The sequence below is a fragment of the Citrobacter sp. Igbk 16 genome, assembly GCF_028069755.1.
In the GTDB taxonomy this organism is placed as follows: Bacteria; Pseudomonadota; Gammaproteobacteria; order Enterobacterales; family Enterobacteriaceae; genus Citrobacter.
Genome location: NZ_JANEWJ010000018.1, coordinates 1 through 19,156, shown reverse-complemented (window position 1 = coordinate 19,156; position 19,156 = coordinate 1). Strand labels below are relative to the sequence as shown.

The following is a 19,156-nucleotide window of genomic DNA, read 5'->3' as shown; positions in this document are numbered from 1 at the left end:
AAAAACCGCTCATTGACATTTATAATAAATAATTAACACAAAACGGTGATTCTTAGGTTCTATTTTTAGCAGACTGATATTTTCACAGTTGACTTGTTTCGTTTTTAACAAAAAACGGTACGTTATAGTTATGATGCAAAACAGTAAGACAGAGGTGAAATGTAACACCACTTCCCCCCCCTATACCCCCCGGTATTTAACACCTGAAGGCCCGCTTTTTTTCTGTTTTTTTTGATAAATATTAAATTTTGTTTGGCTTAATAACCACCAAATGGCGCTCACCATCCAGTTGTGGAACCCGTAATTTTACAACTGATTCTACGCTGAACGCCGCAGGCAGTGTGGCGATCTCATCTTCCGGTAATTGCCCTTTTAAAGCATAAAAACGTCCATTTTGACCGGGTAAATGGTGGCACCAGCTCAGCATGTCGTTAAGAGACGCAAAAGCACGGCTTATCACACCATCAAAAGGTGGCTCAGAAGGGAATTCTTCTACCCTGCTTTGTACTGGAGTGATGTTGTCCAGTTTAAGCTCATGTTGTACCTGACGCAGAAAGCGTACGCGTTTTCCCAGACTATCCAGCAGAGTAAAATGCGCCTCAGGACGCACGATAGAAAGTGGAATTCCCGGTAAGCCCGGTCCCGTGCCGACATCAATAAAACGTTCGCCCTGCAGATGGGGTGCGACCACAATGCTGTCCAGAATATGGCGCACCAGCATTTCGTTGGGGTCCCGCACCGATGTCAGGTTGTACGCTTTATTCCATTTGTGCAGCATATCGACATACGCAATCAGCTGATTTTTCTGGTGATCGGTAAGAGAAATACCAGCATCAGCCAGCAGACGAGAGAGTTTGTTGAGCACGGTCGTTACCTGTTAATAATCAATTACCCGCTGCGCTATAGCTTATCGGGTCGACAAATTTGCAGGGCGGGCAAGCGTAGCGCCCCCGCCCAAATAGTGTGATTAAGCGCTACGGCGCAGCATACCTTGTTTTTTCAGCCAAACCAGCAGAATGGAGATGGCGGCAGGCGTGACACCAGAAATGCGCGATGCCTGGCCGATTGACACAGGTTTGTGATCGTTCAGCTTGGCAATAACTTCATTCGACAAACCGGAAACCTGACGATAATCCAGAGTCGCAGGCAGCAACGTGTTCTCATTGCGCTGTTGTCTTTCGATTTCATCCTGCTGACGGGCAATATAACCTTCGTACTTAACCTGAATCTCAACCTGTTCAGCCGCCTGAGGATCATCAAGCGCTGGTGCAAATGCGGACAATGATGTCAGCTGCGCATAGGTCATGTCCGGACGACGCAGCAGATCTTCACCACTGGCCTCGCGTGACAGCGGCGTTGCCAGGTGCGCGTTCACTTCCGCAGCAGATTCAGCAAGCGGGTTCACCCAGGTTGATTTCAAACGCTGACGTTCTTGTTCGATGCGTTCCAGTTTTTCATTGAAGCGCGCCCAGCGTTCATCCCCCACCAGACCCAGTTCACGACCAATTTCGGTCAGACGGAGATCGGCGTTATCTTCGCGCAGCATCAAACGGTATTCTGCGCGCGAAGTAAACATGCGGTACGGTTCTTTAGTGCCCAACGTACACAGGTCATCCACCAGCACACCAAGATAGGCCTGAGAACGCGCAGGAGCCCACCCCTCTTTGTCAGCGGACAGGCGTGCGGCGTTCAGACCCGCCAGCAAACCTTGCGCGGCGGCTTCTTCGTAACCGGTTGTACCGTTAATCTGACCGGCAAAGAACAGACCCTGAATGAATTTACTTTCCAGAGTTGGCTTCAGGTCGCGTGGATCGAAGAAATCATATTCAATAGCATAGCCAGGACGAACAATTTTGGCGTTTTCCATCCCCTGCATGGAGCGGACAATTTGCATCTGCACGTCAAACGGCAGGCTGGTGGAAATACCGTTCGGGTAAATTTCGTTAGACGTCAGACCTTCCGGTTCAAGGAAGATCTGGTGCTGGTTACGATCGGCAAAGCGCATCACTTTGTCTTCGATCGACGGGCAGTAACGTGGGCCTATACCTTCGATCACGCCAGCATACATCGGGCTACGATCGAGGTTATTACGGATCACGTCATGGGTTTTCTCGTTAGTATGCGTGATGTAGCACGGCATCTGGCGCGGATGTTGAGAAACATCGCCAAGGAACGAAAAGACCGGCATCGGGTTATCGCTGTTTTGCTGGCCAAGTACGCTGAAATCGATGGTACGCGCATCAATACGCGGCGGTGTACCTGTTTTCAAACGACTAACGCGCAGCGGAAGCTCACGCAGGCGACGTGACAGTGGAATAGACGGCGGATCGCCAGCACGGCCACCGCTGTAGTTGTCCAAACCAATGTGAATTTTCCCGTCGAGGAAGGTCCCTACGGTTAATACAACCGCTTTGGCACGGAACTTCAGACCCATCTGAGTCACCGCACCCACAACACGATCGTTTTCAACAATCAGATCTTCAACCGCTTGCTGGAAGATCATCAGATTCGGCTGGTTCTCCAACGCAGTACGTACCGCCTGACGATAGAGCACGCGATCCGCCTGAGCACGAGTGGCGCGAACTGCCGGGCCTTTGCTGGCGTTTAGTATCCTAAACTGGATACCGGCATGGTCGATCGCGGTTGCCATCAGGCCGCCAAGCGCATCCACTTCTTTTACCAGGTGTCCCTTCCCAATGCCGCCAATCGCTGGGTTGCAGCTCATTTGCCCCAGAGTGTCGATATTGTGTGTCAAAAGCAGAGTCTGTTGACCCATTCGCGCCGCGGCCATTGCGGCCTCGGTGCCTGCATGACCCCCGCCAATGATGATGACGTCAAAAGGATCCTGATAAAACATGGTAATTGCCTCGCATAACGCGGTGTGAAAATGGATTGAAGCCCGGGCCGTGGATTCTACTCAACTTTAGTCGATGGAGAAAGACCTCGGATCCTGGGTATTAAAAAGAAGATCTTTTTATTTAGAGATCTGTTTTATTGTGATCTCTTATTAGGATCGCAACTATCTGTGGATAAGGGCGATCCTTTGAATAAGATCAACGGGTTGTTGAGGATCATTAGCTGTGAATGATCGGTGATCCTGGTCCGTATAAGCTGGGATCAGAATGAAGGGTTATACACAACTCAAAAACTGAACAACAGTTATTCTTTGGATAACTACCGGTTGATCCAAGCTTTTAACCAGAGTTATCCACATAAAAAAGTACGATCTTTACAAATCTCTGAGCAATGGATGCCAGGATCCCAACCAAATTTCAGCCGGATCTTCCGGAATCTCATGTTCCAGTACGTTGATCCTGAGCGTTTCACCGATCTGTTTCGCCCCGCAGGCCTTCAGTTCAGCTTCCAGCTTGTCAATCGCACCGCAGAACGTGTCATATTCACGGCTACCAATGCCGATGGCACCAAAGCGTACCTGCGAAAGATCCGGTTTCTGCTCGCGCAATGCGTCATATAAAGGTTGCAGGTTATCAGGAATGTCTCCCGCACCGTGCGTTGAGCTGATTACCAGCCAGACCCCTTGAGTTGGAACCTCGTCGAGCATCGGTCCATGCAGTATTTCGCTGGAAAAACCAGCGTCATCCAGCTGTTCAGCCAAATGTTCTGCTACATATTCCGCACTGCCAAGCGTGCTGCCGCTGATAAGAGTGATATCTGCCATTGATCGCTACCTCGATGAAGAGGCAGCATTGTACGCTGTGAGCGAGCTGGGATCTACCTGTGGAAAAATAGGGGATTAAAAAAAGCGATCAGGGCTTGATAGTACGCATGATCGGGTTCTGCAAGACGATCAAGGTTTCTGTGGATTGAATTTCATCAATTGTTTGGATCTTGTTGATAAGTACTTGTTGCAGAGCATCGATAGATTTACACATCACCTTAATAAAGATGCTGTAATGTCCGGTGGTGTAATACGCCTCGGTCACTTCATCGAGACTTTCCAGTCTGGCTAATGCAGATGGATAATCCTTAGCACTTTTCAGGATGATGCCAATAAAGCAGCCGACGTCATAACCCAGTTGTTTTGGACTGACATCAATACGTGCGCCGGTAATGATCCCAGCCTGCTTCATCTTTTCAACGCGTACGTGGATGGTACCCGGGCTGACACCAAACTGTTTTGCCAGTTCGGCGTAGGCGGTACGGGCATTTTCCATCAGGGCATCAAGGATGCCGCGGTCCAGATTGTCGATCTGATAATTTTCCATAGGTTTTTCTTATGTAGATTGATGATTCACTCTATTTTAGCGTTAAATTTTAACGAATCAAAATCGAACCTGGCTTTTTGTTTGTTGATTATTGAATATTACCCTCATTCTGTTGCTTAATCATAGGCAACAGGACACAGGAGTAAACATAATGAAAACCGCTTACATTGCCAAACAACGTCAAATTAGCTTCGTGAAATCTCATTTTTCTCGTCAACTGGAGGAGCGTTTAGGTCTGATCGAAGTTCAGGCACCGATCCTCAGCCGCGTAGGAGATGGCACGCAGGATAACTTGTCTGGCTGTGAAAAAGCGGTGCAGGTGAAAGTGAAAGCATTACCAGACGCTCAGTTCGAAGTGGTTCATTCACTGGCGAAGTGGAAGCGTCAAACGCTGGGACAACACGACTTCAGCGCGGGCGAGGGGCTGTACACGCATATGAAAGCTCTGCGCCCGGATGAGGACCGTCTCTCTCCGCTTCACTCGGTCTATGTTGACCAGTGGGACTGGGAGCGCGTTATGGGTGACGGTGAGCGTCAATTCTCCACTCTGAAAAGCACTGTAGAGGCTATCTGGGCGGGAATTAAGGCAACCGAAGCTGCGGTAAGCAAAGAATTTGGTCTGGCACCGTTCCTGCCAGAGCAGATCCACTTTGTGCATAGCCAGGAGCTGTTATCTCGCTACCCGGATCTTGATGCAAAAGGTCGTGAACGTGCGATCGCAAAAGAGCTGGGCGCGGTGTTCCTGGTCGGGATCGGCGGCAAACTTAGCGACGGTCACCGTCATGACGTTCGTGCTCCGGATTATGATGACTGGAGTTCCGCTTCCGAGCTGGGCCATGCTGGTCTGAACGGTGATATCCTGGTGTGGAACCCTGTTCTGGAAGATGCGTTTGAACTGTCTTCGATGGGGATCCGCGTGGATGCCGATGCGCTGAAACACCAGCTTGCTCTGACCGGTGATGAAGACCGCCTGAGTCTGGAGTGGCACCAGGCACTGTTGCGTGGCGAAATGCCGCAGACTATTGGCGGCGGTATTGGGCAGTCACGCCTGACTATGCTGCTGCTGCAGTTGCCGCACATTGGCCAGGTTCAGTGCGGTGTGTGGCCTGCACAGGTCCGTGAAAGCGTCGCTTCTCTGCTGTAAAAAATTAACGCCGCCAGCGTCTGAGCAGGCGGCTTCGCATCCCGGTATCAAAGCGCCAGATATGATCGAAAATGCGCATGATGCCGGGTTTGCCGTGTGCTGACATCGCGACCGCATGAAAACGGTGCTGATGTACCCGCTGTAATTCCCCCACTTTGTTGACAACTTCATCGGGTAATCGCTGGGCGATAAAATCCGAAATCACCACCGCATCTGCATCAAACCATTCCCGACCTTGCATACGTTCAATAATGGCGCGAAAGCAACTGGCAATGTCAGTACCGCCGCGAAAACGCTGGCTTAAAAAACGGATTGCCTGCTCAATGCCTTCCGGACCGGATAGCTCATAGCGCACGACTTCTGTTGAAAATAGCATGATGAAACAGCGACGGTTATCGGCGAGTGCAACGCGCATGAGTGCGAGGCAAAAGGCTTTCGCACACTGTTCGTTAAATCCGCCCATCGATCCCGAGGTATCGACACAGACAATAAACGGTCCACGAGGTTGTTCGTCAAAATCCTGGTGTATAACCGGCCGCTCTGTGACTTTCTCGCGCCAGGCTTCTCCATGCAGGCGGTATGTCAGGAGCTGCTTTTCCACCAGCCGCCGATAGAACTCATATTCCAGTTCGGTAATACCCAACGTGGCCAGTTCGGGGGGGAGTAAACGCAGGATATCATCGCTTTGTTGAATGCCATCCACCTGTTCCGGGACGGTGGCCGGTTCACGCACCAGCGTACGGAATGTTTCCATTGGCGCATCTTTACGCGGCACGGATTTCGCTTCTCTGGAGCGCCCCAACTGTTCGGCCAGCCGTTGAAGTTCGGGTTGTTGCGTTAGAAACTCACCGTATTTCACCATCAGCTGATAATCACCGCGCTTGATTTGACCTGCGCTCATGTCCCACAAACGACCCGCTGCGTTGTCATTTTCCGCCAGCACAGGTTCCAGTTGGCCACTGAGCGTCATCCGTTCCTGCACTTCACTGAGCAACTGTTCGCGTTCTTCTTCCAGTAGCTGCTGATTAAGCGTGGTGGTTTGAACCACCAGGCTCAGGCGCCAGCGCTGGAGAAACAGTGTATGCAGTGCGGGCGTAAAAGTACTGTTGTCATCGACCAGTTGCTGCGCTTGCCCAGCCCATGGTGAGTGGAGTCGGTGCAGGAGCGCTAAGATTTGCGGTAGCTGGACGATAAACTGCGGAGTGGAGAGGAGCTGGCTTTGCTGATAGCACATTACCTCTTCTGTTAGCTCCGGCGGTACGTGGGTATCTTTGAGGCGGCTACGTAACGCTTCACGCCAGCGGGGAACATCGTCAGTAATCGCTTTTTTTAGCCGGGGAAATTTTTTGAAAAAGACCGCCATCTGCGGGGAAGCCAGCAGTGCGATGATCATCTCTTCGATCATCCCCTCTTCGCCGACCGCCAGCATGATATTCAGCGTATCAAGGGTCAGCATTGTTGTGCCTGTCGGATCTGTGTACCGACGTCCTGCAGGCTGGCTTCAATGCGGCCTAACCAGTCACTATGGATAAACAGACATTTTTGCTGTTCACTGAATTCGCTGTGCTGCTGGTGCCATTCGTTGTCGAGCGCTTCAAGCTGCTGTTTTATCTCACTGGGCATGCCTTCTTCTGATGCACCGGGTAACGCCAGTCGAGAACCTTGCAAGCTGACGTCGCGTACGACCAGGTGCTGAGCGCTGTCGACTTCCATGTTCAGCGTCTGGGCAAATCCGATACCGTTTAATTTTCCGCGGATCTCGCCGCCTTTAGTCAGCCACAGCTCCAGAGCGCCGCGTTCAAAGGCAATATGGATAACGTCCATATCGTGCAGCTTTAGGGGTTTTTGCAGTAGCAGCGTCAGTACGGAAGTGTTGGCTTCCGGAGGTAAATCATAATGAGGACGGCGGCTGAACATTCCGCCCTGACGAATCACCGTGAACGCTGTTTTATCACTTTGCTGCTGCTGTAGCTGGATGCGACGCTGCATTATTGCCCCAAGGCGAGTCAACATTGTCTGCTGCTGCCAGGCGTGCCCGGTCATCAATATTTCGATTTGTTGCTGCATCAGATTCAGGCTTTGCGCGTCATACCATAAGCAATCTTTCAGCAGAATAAGGTCGATAGGTGCAACGGCATCGCGCCCGCTAAAGAAGGCGCTGGCCTGGAGTAAGCGGATTGCTTTTTTCCAGCGACGGTCAGAGACGTAGGGGGCGTTCGGTAGCGCATCCAGTTGCTGACGCAGGGTGAAAATCAATTCAAATACACGATCGGGAAGCGTGATTTTGCCAATGTCTTTTTGCCACTGGTAGTACTCTTCATCCGTCACTTGTAACGTTGTTGGAACAGGGTTGTCACTTTCATCCTGCTGGCTTAACAGCATAGATCGGAAGTTAGCCTTGTCCTGGACTTTATCCAGCCACAGGCGAATCAGCATACGGTCATACAATGCTTCCAGGCTGCTGTCCGCTTCAGGTAGTTCGTTGGAGGCCGCGACCAGCAGGCGCATCGGGATTTTCTCCTCGTGTGCACCGTTGCGGAAGTGGCGTTCGTTAATGGCGGTAAGCAGGGTGTTGAGAATGGCCGGGCCTGCTTTCCAGATTTCATCGAGAAAAACAATTTCGGCTTCCGGAAGGTAGCCTGCTGTTAAGCGCTCATAGCGACCTTCGTCTTTAAGCGCCTGAATGGATAGCGGGCCAAAGACCTCTTCAGGTGTCGAGAAGCGCGTCATCAGATATTCGAAAGCTCGGGCATTTTTAAAGGCAAACTTCAGTCGGCGAGCGATTAAGCTTTTCGCGATCCCTGGAGGGCCTAATAAGAAGACGCTCTCGCCGCTGAGTGCGGCCAGCAGACACAGGCGAATGGCGTGGCTACGTTCATAAAGTCCCTTTTCCAGCGCATTGCTCAGACGGGAAATTCTTTCCGCTAATAAATGTGGGTGAGCCATAATGAAGTGGCGTCCTTTCGCCAAATGTACCGCGTTAAACAGCGAGTATAGATGTTTAGCCCCTGGGCTGTAATAGACTGAAGGCGCGTTTATTTTTCTTTGAGCCAGATTAATCTGGTCTCATTTAGGGGTACGATTTTGCGATTAATCGTGCATACTGTGCGCCTTTTTGTGGGCCAAGGGACGACGCACACATTTCTAATATATACACCATATCAATCAAGCTGCACCAAGGCGGCAATGGAGTTATTCCCTGGGATGGGCGGAATAACGAATGCAGCCAACGCGGAGGTAGCTTGAACGATGATGTGTATAAACGAAAGACGAGTCTATGAGCACTGATAATAAGCAATCATTGTCTGCGATTACCCTCGCGGCCATTGGGGTTGTCTACGGTGATATTGGTACCAGCCCACTTTATACGCTTCGTGAATGTTTGTCCGGGCAGTTTGGTTTTGGCGTTGAACGTGATGCCGTGTTTGGTTTTCTCTCGCTGATTTTCTGGCTGCTGATCCTGGTTGTTTCCGTTAAATATCTGTCATTTGTTATGCGTGCTGATAACGCCGGGGAAGGCGGGATCCTGACGTTGATGTCGTTGGCCGGGCGTAATACGTCGGCGCGAACGACCTCGATGCTGGTGATTATGGGATTGATTGGCGGCAGCTTTTTCTATGGCGAGGTGGTGATTACGCCAGCGATTTCGGTGATGTCGGCGATTGAAGGTCTGGAGATTATTGCTCCACAACTGGACACCTGGATAGTTCCTCTCTCTATTATCGTACTTACCCTGCTGTTTTTGATTCAAAAACACGGTACCGGCATGGTCGGTAAGCTGTTTGCGCCGATTATGCTGATATGGTTCCTCGTGCTTGCCGTGCTGGGTGTACGCAGCATTATTGCGAATCCTGAAGTGTTGCATGCCCTAAATCCGTATTGGGCTGTTCATTTCTTCCTGGAATTCAAAACGCTATCCTTTATTGCGCTGGGCGCGGTGGTGCTGTCGATTACCGGTGTTGAAGCGCTGTATGCTGATATGGGCCACTTTGGTAAGTTACCGATTCGCCTGGCATGGTTCTCCGTCGTATTGCCTTCGCTGGTGTTGAATTATTTTGGTCAGGGAGCGTTGTTGTTAAAGCATCCCGAAGCGATCAAAAACCCGTTCTTCCTGCTGGCACCGGACTGGGCACTGATTCCACTGCTGATCCTTGCCGCTCTGGCAACGGTTATCGCCTCTCAGGCGGTTATCTCCGGCGTATTTTCACTGACGCGCCAGGCTGTGCGTCTGGGGTATTTATCGCCGATGCGGATTATCCATACTTCAGAAATGGAATCGGGTCAGATCTATATTCCTTTCGTAAACTGGATGCTTTATTTCGCCGTGGTTATCGTGATAGTGAGCTTTGAGCACTCCAGTAATCTGGCTGCTGCGTACGGTATTGCGGTAACGGGAACAATGGTGCTGACGTCCATCTTGTCGACGACTGTGGCGCGGCAAAACTGGCACTGGAATAAATACTTCGTCTTCCTGATTCTGGTCGCGTTCCTGTGCATCGATGTTCCGTTATTCTCTGCAAACCTCGATAAGCTCGTTTCAGGCGGCTGGTTGCCGCTCTCGCTGGGCCTGGTGATGTTCACTATTATGACGACCTGGAAAAGCGAACGCTTCCGTCTGCTGCGTCGCATGCATGAGCACGGCAACTCTCTGGAGGCGATGATTGCCTCGCTGGAGAAATCCCCACCGGTGCGTGTACCAGGAACGGCGGTGTATATGTCCCGTGCGTTGAACGTCATCCCGTTTGCGCTGCTGCATAATCTCAAACACAACAAAGTGTTGCATGAACGCGTTATTCTGCTGACGTTGCGCACTGAAGACGCACCCTATGTACACAATGTACGTAGAGTGCAGATTGAGCAACTGTCGCCTACCTTCTGGCGCGTGGTGGCCAGTTATGGCTGGCGTGAAACGCCAAACGTTGAGGAAGTGTTCCACCGCTGTGGTCTGGAAGGCTTAAGTTGCCGGATGATGGAAACCTCCTTCTTTATGTCGCATGAGTCGCTGATTGTTGGTAAACGGCCATGGTATCTGCGCCTGCGCGGTAAGCTGTATTTGCTGTTGCAGCGTAACGCGCTACGTGCGCCGGACCAGTTTGAAATTCCGCCTAACCGGGTTATTGAACTCGGTACTCAGGTCGAGATTTAATGTTGTTGACGCCCTCTTTCATCGTGAAAGGGGGCGTTTTGTTTGACCCCTCTCAGTTTTCTTTTCATCTCATGATAATCCTTGCGAAACGTTTCGATGGCGATCACATTTTCGTAACCTCGCGGTGGTTTTCTGTGCACCCTTCAGACTAAACTTATCGTCAGCGAAACGTTTCGCTAGTGGGGAAAGAAAATGAAGAAAGGCACGGTACTCAACTCTGAAATTTCATCGGTGATCTCCCGTCTGGGGCATACCGATACGCTGGTGGTATGTGATGCGGGTTTACCCATCCCGAATAGCACAACCCGTATCGATATGGCATTAACCCAGGGCGTACCTTCTTTTATGCAGGTATTGGATGTGGTCACGCGTGAAATGCAGGTCGAGGCAGCCATTCTCGCGACGGAAATTAAACAACATAATCCGCAACTCCACGAAACGTTGCTCAACCACATTGAGCAACTGCAACAACACCAGGGAAACACCATAGAAATTCGTTACACCACGCATGAGCATTTCAAAAAACAAACCGCTGACAGTCAGGCGGTAATTCGCAGCGGAGAGTGTTCTCCGTATGCGAATATTATTCTTTGTGCTGGCGTCACGTTCTGAGGCCATCATGAACGCATTACTGCAACTCAAAGGGATCGATAAAGCGTTCCCGGGCGTAAAAGCGCTATCTGGCGCCGCATTGAATGTCTATCCTGGTCGCGTAATGGCGCTGGTAGGCGAAAACGGCGCGGGCAAATCCACCATGATGAAAGTACTGACCGGTATCTATACCCGTGATGCCGGTTCTTTATTATGGTTGGGGAAAGAAACCACCTTCAACGGCCCAAAATCCTCCCAGGAAGCCGGGATTGGCATTATTCACCAGGAGCTGAACCTGATCCCTCAACTCACCATCGCTGAGAACATTTTTCTTGGCCGTGAGTTTGTAAATCGCTTTGGCAAAATAGACTGGAAGAAGATGTATGCCGAAGCCGATCTGCTGCTTGCCAAACTCAATCTGCGTTTTAAAAGCGACAGGCTGGTGGGTGAGTTGTCGATTGGCGATCAGCAGATGGTTGAAATTGCCAAAGTGTTGAGCTTTGAGTCGAAGGTCATCGTTATGGATGAACCGACCGACGCCCTTACCGATACCGAAACGGAATCCCTGTTCCGCGTGATCCGCGAACTTAAATCGCAGGGGCGCGGTATCGTCTATATCTCCCACCGTATGAAAGAGATCTTCGAGATTTGCGATGACGTGACCGTTTTCCGCGATGGACAGTTTATTGCCGAGCGTGAAGTGTCCTCGTTAACCGAAGATTCGCTCATTGAAATGATGGTGGGACGTAAGCTGGAAGATCAGTACCCGCGGCTGGATAAAGCGCCGGGTGAAGTACGCCTGAAAGTCGATAACCTGTGCGGCCCAGGGGTGAACAGTGTTTCATTCACGCTGCGCAAAGGCGAGATCCTTGGGGTATCGGGTCTGATGGGGGCCGGGCGAACCGAATTGATGAAAGTCCTGTATGGCGCACTGCCGCGTACCAGCGGTTACGTCACACTGGATGGCCATGAAGTTGTCACCCGTTCGCCGCAGGATGGCCTGGCTAACGGTATCGTCTATATTTCTGAAGACCGTAAACGCGATGGTTTAGTGCTGGGCATGTCGGTGAAAGAGAATATGTCATTGACCGCGTTGCGCTATTTCAGCCGTGCCGGCGGAAGCCTGAAGCATAAAGATGAGCAGCAGGCGGTAGGTGATTTTATTCGTCTGTTCAATGTGAAAACGCCATCGATGGAACAGGCTATCGGCCTGCTTTCTGGCGGTAACCAGCAGAAAGTGGCGATTGCACGCGGTTTGATGACCCGACCCAAAGTGCTGATCCTCGATGAGCCAACACGCGGCGTTGATGTTGGCGCCAAGAAAGAAATCTACCAGCTTATCAATCAGTTTAAAGCCGATGGGCTGAGCATCATTCTGGTCTCTTCTGAGATGCCAGAAGTATTGGGCATGAGCGATCGAATTATCGTTATGCATGAAGGGCATCTCGGCGGTGAGTTCACTCGCGAGCAGGCCACTCAGGAAGTATTAATGGCTGCCGCTGTGGGCAAGCTTAATCGCGTGAATCAGGAGTAAAAAAGATGACAACCCAGGCTGTTTCTGGTCGCCGTTATTTCACTAAAGCATGGCTTCTGGAGCAAAAGTCGCTCATCGCTCTGTTAGTGCTGATTGCGATTGTTTCCACCATGAGCCCGAACTTTTTTACTGTTAATAACCTGTTCAACATTCTCCAGCAAACGTCGGTAAACGCCATTATGGCCGTTGGCATGACGCTGGTCATCCTGACGTCGGGTATCGATCTGTCCGTCGGTTCCCTGCTGGCGCTCACTGGTGCGGTTGCGGCTTCCATTGTAGGAATTGAAGTCAACGCGCTGGTCGCCGTCGCGGCAGCATTGGCGCTGGGCGCTGCTGTTGGTGCGTTAACCGGGGTGATTGTCGCAAAAGGTCGCGTACAGGCATTTATCGCTACGCTGGTGATGATGCTGCTGCTGCGTGGTGTAACCATGGTCTACACCAACGGCAGTCCGGTAAATACCGGCTTTACCGACAATGCCGATCTGTTTGGCTGGTTTGGTATTGGTCGTCCGTTAGGCGTCCCGACGCCGGTGTGGATTATGGGTATTGTCTTCCTGGCGGCGTGGTACATGCTGCATCACACCCGTCTGGGCCGTTATATCTATGCGCTGGGTGGTAACGAAGCGGCAACGCGTCTGTCTGGTATCAGCGTCAGCAAAATCAAAATCATCGTCTATTCACTCTGTGGGCTGCTGGCTTCGCTGGCGGGTATCATTGAAGTGGCACGTCTTTCCTCTGCACAACCAACGGCGGGTACCGGCTACGAGCTGGATGCTATCGCTGCGGTCGTATTAGGCGGTACCAGCCTGGCGGGTGGTAAAGGACGAATTGTTGGGACGCTGATCGGCGCATTGATTCTTGGTTTCCTCAATAATGGTTTGAATTTGTTAGGTGTATCCTCCTATTACCAGATGATCGTCAAAGCGGTGGTGATTTTGCTGGCGGTACTGGTAGACAACAAAAAGCAGTAACAACGATTACAGGACATCTTAAATATGAACATGAAAAAACTGGCTACCCTGGTTTCTGCTGTTGCGCTGAGCGCCACCGTGAGCGCGAATGCGATGGCGAAAGATACCATTGCGCTGGTGGTCTCCACGCTTAATAACCCGTTCTTTGTCTCCCTGAAAGATGGTGCGCAAAAAGAGGCGGATAAGCTGGGCTATAACCTGGTTATTCTGGATTCACAGAATAACCCGGCGAAAGAACTGGCAAACGTTCAGGATTTAACGGTTCGCGGTACTAAAATACTGCTGATTAACCCGACGGACTCCGATGCCGTGGGTAACGCTGTGAAGATGGCTAACCAGGCGAAGATTCCGGTTATCACTCTCGACCGCGTAGCGTCTAAAGGTGAAGTGGTAAGCCATATTGCGTCTGATAACGTGCTGGGCGGCAAAATTGCGGGTGATTACATCGCGAAAAAAGCCGGTGAAGGCGCGAAAGTTATCGAACTGCAGGGTATTGCCGGAACGTCTGCGGCGCGTGAGCGTGGCGAAGGTTTCCAGCAGGCCGTTGCGGCACATAAATTTAACGTACTGGCCAGCCAGCCGGCAGACTTCGACCGTACGAAAGGCTTGAACGTTATGCAGAACCTGCTGACAGCACATCCTGATGTGCAGGCTGTATTTGCCCAGAACGATGAAATGGCGCTGGGTGCATTGCGCGCACTGCAAACTGCGGGTAAATCTGATGTGATGGTGGTTGGATTTGACGGCACACCTGATGGCGAAAAAGCAGTAAATGATGGCAAACTGGCTGCGACTATTGCTCAGTTGCCGGATCAGATTGGCGCGAAAGGCGTTGAGACTGCGGATAAAGTCCTGAAAGGCGAGAAGGTTCAGGCTAAATATCCGGTTGACCTGAAGCTGGTCATCAAGCAGTAATACCGATTCAGGCCGCTCGTGGCCTGATGGAGACATAAATACGCCATCGTTAGATCTGGTTCTGAAGATGAAAGCGTAAAAAGAAAAGCAGGGCACGCGCCACCCTAACCCGGTGGCGCACTTTGACTTGGAATACCTAACATGAAAACCGCAGGCAACCTCGTTGTTCTTGGCAGCATTAATGCCGATCACATCCTCAACCTTAACTCTTTCCCGACACCGGGTGAAACCGTAACCGGTAGCCAATATCAGGTGGCGTTTGGCGGTAAAGGCGCGAATCAAGCGGTTGCTGCAGGGCGTAGTGGCGCGAATATCGCGTTCATTGCCTGTACGGGGGATGACGATATTGGCGAAAGTGTTCGTAAACAGTTAGCCCGCGATAATATTGATATTACCCCGATTAGCGTTATTTCGGGTGAATCGACCGGTGTGGCGCTGATTTTTGTGAATGCTGAAGGTGAGAACGTTATCGGTATTCATGCCGGCGCGAATGCTGCACTTTCTCCGGCGTTGGTCGAAGCACAGCGTGACCGTATTGCTCAGGCGTCTGCGTTACTGATGCAATTAGAATCACCGATCGAAAGCGTGTTGGCTGCGGCAAAGATAGCGCAGCAAAACAAGACTACGGTTGCCCTGAATCCAGCCCCGGCACGTGAACTATCCGACGAGTTGCTGGCGCTGGTGGATATTATTACCCCAAATGAAACCGAAGCTGAAAAGCTGACGGGGATCCGGGTAGAAAACGATGAAGATGCAGCCAAAGCGGCGCAGGCGTTGCACGCGAAGGGTATTCATACTGTACTGATTACCTTAGGTAGTCGTGGTGTGTGGGCCAGCGTAAACGGTGAAGGTCGTCGAGTGCCCGGGTTTAAAGTGGATGCTGTTGATACTATCGCTGCCGGAGATACCTTTAACGGCGCGTTAATCACGGCGTTACTGGAAGAGACTCCGCTATCGGAAGCCATCCGTTTTGCACATGCTGCCGCGGCGATTGCGGTCACACGTAAAGGTGCACAGCCTTCCGTTCCATGGCGTGAAGAAATCGAAGCGTTTTTAAGTCAACAGAGGTAACGCTTGGCTACAATGAAGGACGTTGCCCGCCTGGCGGGTGTTTCCACGTCGACGGTTTCTCACGTCATTAATAAAGATCGCTTTGTCAGTGAGGCGATCACTGACAAAGTTGATGCGGCGATCAAAGCGCTTAACTATGCGCCTTCCGCGTTGGCGCGTAGTCTCAAACTGAATCAGACCCGCACGATTGGCATGTTAATCACAGCCAGTACCAATCCCTTTTACTCTGAGCTGGTTCGTGGTGTTGAACGTAGCTGCTTTGAACGCGGTTACAGCCTGGTGTTGTGCAACACCGAAGGTGATGAGCAGCGAATGAACCGTAATCTGGAAACGTTGATGCAAAAGCGGGTAGACGGCTTGCTGCTGCTCTGCACGGAAACACATCAGCCTTCCAGAGAGATCATGCAGCGTTACCCGTCTATACCCACCGTTATGATGGACTGGTCGCCTTTTGATGGTGAAAGCGATCTGATTCAGGATAACTCCCTGTTGGGTGGGGATTTAGCCACCCAGCATCTTATCGAAAAAGGGTTTACGCGCATTGCCTGCATCACGGGCCCTCTGGATAAAACACCGGCGCGTCTGCGTCTGGAGGGGTATCGTGCGGCAATGAAGCGTGCAGGGCTGGCTATCCCGGACGGTTACGAGATCACCGGTGACTTCGAGTTTGGCGGTGGGTTTGAAGCTATGCAAACGCTGTTGTCGCATAAAGACCGCCCACAGGCTGTTTTTACCGGCAATGACGCGATGGCGGTTGGAGCATATCAGGCTTTATATCAGTCTGGATTGCGTATCCCGCAGGATATGGCGGTAGTCGGTTATGATGACATAGAACTGGCGCGCTATATGACGCCGCCGCTGACAACTATTCACCAACCGAAAGATGAGTTGGGCGAACTGGCCATTGATGTGTTAATCCACCGTATGGCACAGCCCGCATTGCAGCAGCAGCGCTTGCAGCTTACTCCTGTTCTGATGGCGCGGGGGTCGGTTTAGGCTTATGCCGCTCTTTGATCAGATTGCGCCCATCTTTGGCTCTTAACAGCATAAACATCAACGCCGATACGACGGTGATCGCGCCCATAGTAATAAAGGTATAGTGGAACTGTTCGACCGTATTGGTTCCTTCCATACCTTCGTAGATACGCAGGACCGCGGCACTGATGGCAACCCCTAAACTAATAGACAGCTGCTGCGTAACGGCTAAAACGCTGTTACCGCTGCTGGCGTTCTCATCAGTCAAATCTGCCAGAGTAATGGTATTCATCGAGGTAAACTGGGTGGACATTGCCATACCTAAAATGAACAGTGGCAGGATTAGCATCCAGACCGGCATGGCTGGAGACTGCAAAGAGAACTGTGCAATCATCAGGCCGATAAACACTGTAATACCGACCAGTGTGGTCCGGTAGCCGAGTCGGCGCAGTACCTGCGTCACCATCGATTTTGCCAGAATTGATCCCAGTGCTGTCGGAGCCATCATGCAACCGGCAATGAGTGCCGGGTATCCAAAGCCTACCTGCAGCATCAGTGGCATTAAGAAAGGTACGCATCCCGTCCCCAGGCGAGTAGCAAGGTTTCCGGCGATGCCAACAGAAAAGGTTCGCGTTTTAAAAATGGGAAGCGCAATCAATGGTGTCGGATGGCGACGCGCATGACGGATGTAGGCGAGAAGTAACACAATGCTGGCGAGAATAATGCCAAGTGCGACCCAACTGGCAACAAGTTTCTCGCCAAACAATTCAACACCGCTGGAAAACAGCACCAGGCTTAGACCAAAGAGAAAGAAACCGGTCATATCGAAGCCGCGGCGTGGTGTGGTGAAGTTCGGCATATATTTGCGGGCATAGAAGATACCGGCAATGCCTATGGGAATATTAATCAGGAAGATCCAGTGCCAACTGGCCCACGTTACCAGCACACCACCCAGTACCGGACCTAAAATCGGCCCAACAAGACCAGGCATGGTCACGAAATTAAGCACGGGGAGTAGTTCGCTGCGCGGGTAAGCACGCAATAATGCCAGACGGGCAACTGGCATCATCATTGCGCCACCGATACCCTGTATCACGCGGAAAACCACCAGTTCACTTAATGAGCTGGAAAGTGCACAAGCCAACGACCCCAACGTAAACAGGCTAACGGCAATCATAAATACGCGCCGGGTCCCGAATCTGTCAGCCAACCATCCACTCACCGGGATCAGCATAGCGACTGTCAGGGTATAGCTGATAATGGCTGACTGCATGGCAAGCGGGGAGCGGTTAAGACTATGTGCTATTGCGGGTAAGGCCGTGTTGAGGATAGTGGCATCTAATGCCTGCATAAAAAAGGCCATGGCGGCTATCCATGGCAATCCAGCCATACTGCGCGATTTCTTTTCTGACATAGATTATTTATCCGGGAGCTCGTTCGGTGCTATCAGTAATGCCTGACAAGCGGCAAATGCGCGTTCGCCATCGCTATCTTCTATTGCATCGACAATGGCCTGGTGCAAATCCAGCTTGACCACATCGTTATAGGTAATCGACGTAAAGTAGGTCTGATAAACGGAATGGAACAATGATGCGAAGGATATCAGGAATGGATTCGCGCTCATTTCATAAATGTGCTCATGCCAGGCAATATCAACTTCAATCCAACGTTCGCGTCTGAAGTTTCTTTTCAGCTCGACCATCTCTTCCATTAATGTATTGAGATGGGCTTTCTGCTCTGCTGTACCAATCGTCGCAGCCAGTAAACAAGCTTGAGGTTCCAGGCTAATACGCATCACCAGAAAGTGCTTAATGACCTGTGGGAAATTATCTTCCGTCATCCACCAGGTGAGCAGCTCCTGATCGAGGAAGTTCCAGTTTGCCTGCGGCATAACGCGTGTACCAATACGTGGGCGCGGTAATACCATACCTTTAGCCGTTAATGTCTTAACTGCTTCCCTTACCGCAGTTCGGCTCACGCCAAACTGATCGCCCAGCTCAATTTCACCTGGCAGGATAGCGCCGGGTGCGTATTCACCTTTTAATATTCTCTGAGCCAGCTTTTCTGCCAGAACATAGGAAAGATTCTTTTGGGCAGCTATCTGTTGGGCATTTAAAGGCATGAATGTTCTTCCTTACGCTTTTTCTTATTCATTAGTATGCCATCAGGGAGTGTGATTGCGGCTGCAAAAACGGCAAATTGCTTATTTTATGGCATGTTAATGGTTGTTTTGGTGAAAAAATACGCATTCGGAAAGTTATTTTAAATTTCCCCTTGTCAGCCTGAAATAACTCCCTATAATGCGCCTCCACTGACACGGAACAACGGATTACAAGCCGCCGGGTCAGCGGGGTTCCACTGAGAACCTCACGAAGAAAAGCGAAATTAAATGCTTGACTTCGTAGCGGGATGGCGTAATATGCACACCCCGCGCCGCTGAGAAAAAGCGAAGCGGCACTGCTCTTTAACAATTTATCAGACAATCTGTGTGGGCACTCGAAGATACGGATTCTTAACGTCGCAAGACGAAAAATGAATACCAAGTCTCTTGAGTGAACATACGTAATTCATTACGAAGTTTAA

At 51.0% G+C, this 19,156-nt stretch carries 16 protein-coding genes; 8 read left to right on the top strand and 8 right to left on the bottom strand.

Features of this window, described 5'->3' with window-relative positions:
• Positions 1-241 precede the first annotated feature (241 nt).
• The 4 genes from rsmG to asnC all read right to left on the bottom strand — a co-directional run bounded on the left by rsmG (position 242) and on the right by asnC (position 4,226).
• The gene (gene rsmG / locus NNO03_RS13360) at positions 242-865 is read right to left on the bottom strand and encodes a 16S rRNA (guanine(527)-N(7))-methyltransferase RsmG (RefSeq protein ID WP_048213788.1); all 624 of its coding nucleotides are present in this window, start codon (positions 863-865) and stop codon (positions 242-244) included.
• Positions 866-967: 102 nt separating this feature from the next.
• Entirely contained in the window at positions 968-2,857 is a 1,890-nt protein-coding gene (gene mnmG / locus NNO03_RS13355; protein ID WP_271442569.1) for a tRNA uridine-5-carboxymethylaminomethyl(34) synthesis enzyme MnmG, read from the bottom strand.
• 372 nt (positions 2,858-3,229) lie between these two features.
• A complete protein-coding gene (mioC, locus tag NNO03_RS13350; protein WP_271442570.1) occupies positions 3,230-3,679 on the bottom strand; it encodes an FMN-binding protein MioC in 450 nt (149 codons plus the stop codon).
• An 88-nt stretch (positions 3,680-3,767) separates the two neighbouring features.
• Entirely contained in the window at positions 3,768-4,226 is a 459-nt protein-coding gene (gene asnC / locus NNO03_RS13345) for a transcriptional regulator AsnC (RefSeq protein ID WP_003023780.1), read from the bottom strand.
• 151 nt (positions 4,227-4,377) lie between these two features.
• Here asnC and asnA point away from each other — a divergent pair, with 151 nt between their 5' ends.
• Positions 4,378-5,370 (top strand): aspartate--ammonia ligase, encoded by a 993-nt coding sequence (gene asnA, locus NNO03_RS13340; protein WP_005121446.1) that lies wholly within the window; start codon positions 4,378-4,380, stop codon positions 5,368-5,370.
• Between the two features lie 4 nt (positions 5,371-5,374).
• Here asnA and viaA read toward each other — a convergent pair whose 3' ends face one another.
• Positions 5,375-6,826 carry an ATPase RavA stimulator ViaA gene (gene viaA / locus NNO03_RS13335; RefSeq protein ID WP_137381317.1) on the bottom strand — a complete coding sequence of 484 codons (1,452 nt, stop codon included), beginning with the start codon at positions 6,824-6,826 and terminating at the stop codon, positions 5,375-5,377.
• Positions 6,820-8,316, bottom strand: coding sequence for an ATPase RavA (gene ravA / locus NNO03_RS13330; RefSeq protein WP_271442571.1), 1,497 nt, complete (start codon positions 8,314-8,316; stop codon positions 6,820-6,822). Before ravA ends, viaA begins: the two co-directional genes overlap by 7 nt.
• A 331-nt stretch (positions 8,317-8,647) precedes the next feature.
• Between ravA and kup the strand changes: the two genes are divergently transcribed.
• The 7 genes from kup (at position 8,648) to rbsR (ending at position 16,594) form a co-directional block, all read left to right on the top strand.
• Entirely contained in the window at positions 8,648-10,516 is a 1,869-nt protein-coding gene (kup, locus tag NNO03_RS13325) for a low affinity potassium transporter Kup (protein ID WP_048213793.1), read from the top strand.
• Positions 10,517-10,708: 192 nt separating this feature from the next.
• On the top strand, positions 10,709-11,128 hold the full coding sequence (rbsD, locus tag NNO03_RS13320; protein WP_271449740.1) for a D-ribose pyranase: 420 nt from the start codon (positions 10,709-10,711) through the stop codon (positions 11,126-11,128).
• 7 nt (positions 11,129-11,135) lie between these two features.
• The gene (gene rbsA / locus NNO03_RS13315) at positions 11,136-12,641 is read left to right on the top strand and encodes a ribose ABC transporter ATP-binding protein RbsA (protein WP_271449739.1); all 1,506 of its coding nucleotides are present in this window, start codon (positions 11,136-11,138) and stop codon (positions 12,639-12,641) included.
• Between the two features lie 5 nt (positions 12,642-12,646).
• Positions 12,647-13,612, top strand: a complete 966-nt coding sequence (gene rbsC, locus NNO03_RS13310; RefSeq protein ID WP_137381321.1) for a ribose ABC transporter permease — start codon at positions 12,647-12,649, stop codon at positions 13,610-13,612.
• Positions 13,613-13,636: 24 nt separating this feature from the next.
• On the top strand, positions 13,637-14,527 hold the full coding sequence (rbsB, locus tag NNO03_RS13305; RefSeq protein WP_003023760.1) for a ribose ABC transporter substrate-binding protein RbsB: 891 nt from the start codon (positions 13,637-13,639) through the stop codon (positions 14,525-14,527).
• Positions 14,528-14,668: 141 nt separating this feature from the next.
• The gene (gene rbsK / locus NNO03_RS13300; RefSeq protein WP_271442575.1) at positions 14,669-15,598 is read left to right on the top strand and encodes a ribokinase; all 930 of its coding nucleotides are present in this window, start codon (positions 14,669-14,671) and stop codon (positions 15,596-15,598) included.
• Between the two features lie 3 nt (positions 15,599-15,601).
• Entirely contained in the window at positions 15,602-16,594 is a 993-nt protein-coding gene (gene rbsR / locus NNO03_RS13295; RefSeq protein WP_137381323.1) for a ribose operon transcriptional repressor RbsR, read from the top strand.
• On the opposite strand, the gene mdtD is transcribed toward rbsR, so the two are convergent.
• Together mdtD and NNO03_RS13285 are read right to left on the bottom strand one after the other, a co-directional pair.
• Positions 16,560-17,987 carry a multidrug transporter subunit MdtD gene (gene mdtD / locus NNO03_RS13290; RefSeq protein ID WP_271442576.1) on the bottom strand — a complete coding sequence of 476 codons (1,428 nt, stop codon included), beginning with the start codon at positions 17,985-17,987 and terminating at the stop codon, positions 16,560-16,562. The genes rbsR and mdtD overlap by 35 nt on opposite strands.
• Before the next feature lie 3 nt (positions 17,988-17,990).
• The gene (locus NNO03_RS13285; RefSeq protein WP_101742141.1) at positions 17,991-18,695 is read right to left on the bottom strand and encodes a FadR/GntR family transcriptional regulator; all 705 of its coding nucleotides are present in this window, start codon (positions 18,693-18,695) and stop codon (positions 17,991-17,993) included.
• Between the last annotated feature and the right edge of the window lie 461 nt (positions 18,696-19,156).

Bases quoted from the DNA above. Each gene is read 5' to 3' on its own strand.
- mnmG (WP_271442569.1), bottom strand. From the start codon at position 2,857: ATGTTTTATCAGGATCCTTTTGACGTCATCATCATTGGCGGGGGTCAT.
- mioC (WP_271442570.1), bottom strand. From the start codon at position 3,679: ATGGCAGATATCACTCTTATCAGCGGCAGCACGCTTGGCAGTGCGGAA.
- asnC (WP_003023780.1), bottom strand. From the start codon at position 4,226: ATGGAAAATTATCAGATCGACAATCTGGACCGCGGCATCCTTGATGCC.
- asnA (WP_005121446.1), top strand. From the start codon at position 4,378: ATGAAAACCGCTTACATTGCCAAACAACGTCAAATTAGCTTCGTGAAA.
- viaA (WP_137381317.1), bottom strand. From the start codon at position 6,826: ATGCTGACCCTTGATACGCTGAATATCATGCTGGCGGTCGGCGAAGAG.
- ravA (WP_271442571.1), bottom strand. From the start codon at position 8,316: ATGGCTCACCCACATTTATTAGCGGAAAGAATTTCCCGTCTGAGCAAT.
- kup (WP_048213793.1), top strand. From the start codon at position 8,648: ATGAGCACTGATAATAAGCAATCATTGTCTGCGATTACCCTCGCGGCC.
- rbsD (WP_271449740.1), top strand. From the start codon at position 10,709: ATGAAGAAAGGCACGGTACTCAACTCTGAAATTTCATCGGTGATCTCC.
- rbsA (WP_271449739.1), top strand. From the start codon at position 11,136: ATGAACGCATTACTGCAACTCAAAGGGATCGATAAAGCGTTCCCGGGC.
- rbsC (WP_137381321.1), top strand. From the start codon at position 12,647: ATGACAACCCAGGCTGTTTCTGGTCGCCGTTATTTCACTAAAGCATGG.
- rbsB (WP_003023760.1), top strand. From the start codon at position 13,637: ATGAACATGAAAAAACTGGCTACCCTGGTTTCTGCTGTTGCGCTGAGC.
- rbsK (WP_271442575.1), top strand. From the start codon at position 14,669: ATGAAAACCGCAGGCAACCTCGTTGTTCTTGGCAGCATTAATGCCGAT.
- mdtD (WP_271442576.1), bottom strand. From the start codon at position 17,987: ATGTCAGAAAAGAAATCGCGCAGTATGGCTGGATTGCCATGGATAGCC.
- NNO03_RS13285 (WP_101742141.1), bottom strand. From the start codon at position 18,695: ATGCCTTTAAATGCCCAACAGATAGCTGCCCAAAAGAATCTTTCCTAT.